At 67.4% G+C, this 1545-nt stretch carries 1 protein-coding gene and 1 pseudogene; both read right to left on the bottom strand.

What is annotated here, in order from left to right; genetic code table 11:
- A pseudogene (locus tag AC0YKC_RS33910) lies at positions 1–539 on the bottom strand (3-oxoacyl-ACP synthase); the annotation flags it as partial.
- The coding region (locus AC0YKC_RS33905) for an aminotransferase class III-fold pyridoxal phosphate-dependent enzyme (RefSeq protein WP_488514231.1) at positions 536–1545 on the bottom strand (1010 nt) is incomplete at its 5' end. The pseudogene AC0YKC_RS33910 and the gene AC0YKC_RS33905, both read right to left, overlap by 4 nt.

Raw genomic sequence — 1545 nt, 5'->3', positions numbered from 1 at the left:
GCACCGAGAATGCCGCGGTCCGGGTCATCGCAAGGGCCGATCACCACGGCGCCGGCGCCATCGGCAAACAGCACGGCGCTGGCGCGCTCGGCCGGGTTGATGCGGCGGCTGAGGATGTTGGCGGCAACCACAAGGGCCGCCTTGCCATGCAGGCGGGTGAAGCCGTCGGCGAGCATCAGCGCATAGATGAAGCCGGCGCAGGCGCCGGTCAGATCGACCGCGCCCGCACGCCCCAGCCCAAGCCGATGCGCGACCAGCGGCGCACTGGGCGGCAGGAGATGGTCGGGTGTCGAAGTGGCAAGCAACAGCAGACCGATGTCGCTGCGTTCGATGCCGGCGCTCGCCAGCGCCATGTCGCCGGCTTGCGCGGCAAGGCCCGACAGCGTGTCTTCGTCGGTTGCCCAGAAGCGCGAGCGAATGCCGGTGCGCCGCTCGATCCAGCCGGGTTCGAGCCCGAGACTGTTTTCGATCTCCGGGTTCTCGACCTTGCGCGACGGCGCATGATGGCCAAATCCGACAAGGCGCGACGACCCGCTCATGGTTTCGCGCCGAAGCGTTCGCCGGCCTCCTCGATGGCGTCATAGAGTCCGTCGAGTTCATCGCCGGTGATGCAATAGGACGGCAGCAGATAGAGGACATTGCCGAGCGGGCGCACGAGCAGGCCTCGCTCGAGGAAGAATGCGCGCAGCTTCGGTCCGATCTCGGCCAGATAGCCGGCGGAGCCGGTACGCAGATCGAGGGCTGCGATCGTGCCGGTCGCCCGGCTGTCGGTGAAGCGAGGGTTGTCGCGAAAGCGTTGAACCCCGGCGGCCTGTCGCGCGCTCAGGGCCGCGATGCGCTCGGCCACCGGCTCGTCGTGCCAGATCTCGACATTGGCGAGTGCGGCCGCGCAGGCAATCGGATTGGCGGTGTAGGAGCTCGAATGAAAGAAGGTTTTCTTCCGGTCCTTGGAATAGTGAGCCTGGAAGATGGCGTCAGTGGCAAGCGTTGCCGCCAGCGGGATGGCGCCGCCGGTCAGGCCTTTCGAGGTGCACAGGATATCCGGAGAGATGGATGCCTGCTCGCAGGCGAACATGGTCCCGGTGCGGCCCCAGCCAGTCATCACCTCGTCGGCGATCAAGAGCGTACCGGAGGCCTCGGCGATCTTCTTCAATTCGGCCAGAACCCAGGCCGGATACATCAGCATGCCGCCGGCGCCAAGCACCAGCGGCTCGACGAGCAGCGCGGCAGCGTGCCGGTCGCGAGAGACGGCCTCGAACCGGTCCAGCGTCTCCTGCTCTCGCCCGGCGGCGGGGAAGGGGATGGTGTCGACCTCGAACAGCAGCGGCTCGTAGGCAGCGTTGAACACGCCGCGGGCGCCGACGCTCATCGTGCCGATGGTGTCGCCATGATAGCTGTGTTCCATGACGACGAGGCGCGAGCGTGGCGCGTCGATGTTGCGGAAATAGCCGAGCGCCATCTTCAGCGCGACCTCGACGGCGGTTGAGCCGCTGTCGGAGTAGAACACCCGGTCGAGGTCGGGCGGCGCGAGGCCGACAAGCGCCT

The sequence above is a fragment of the Mesorhizobium sp. CNPSo 4661 genome, from assembly GCF_057784215.1.
The sequence above is the reverse complement of the archived record's forward strand: the minus strand, read 5'-3'. Positions and strand labels throughout refer to the sequence as shown.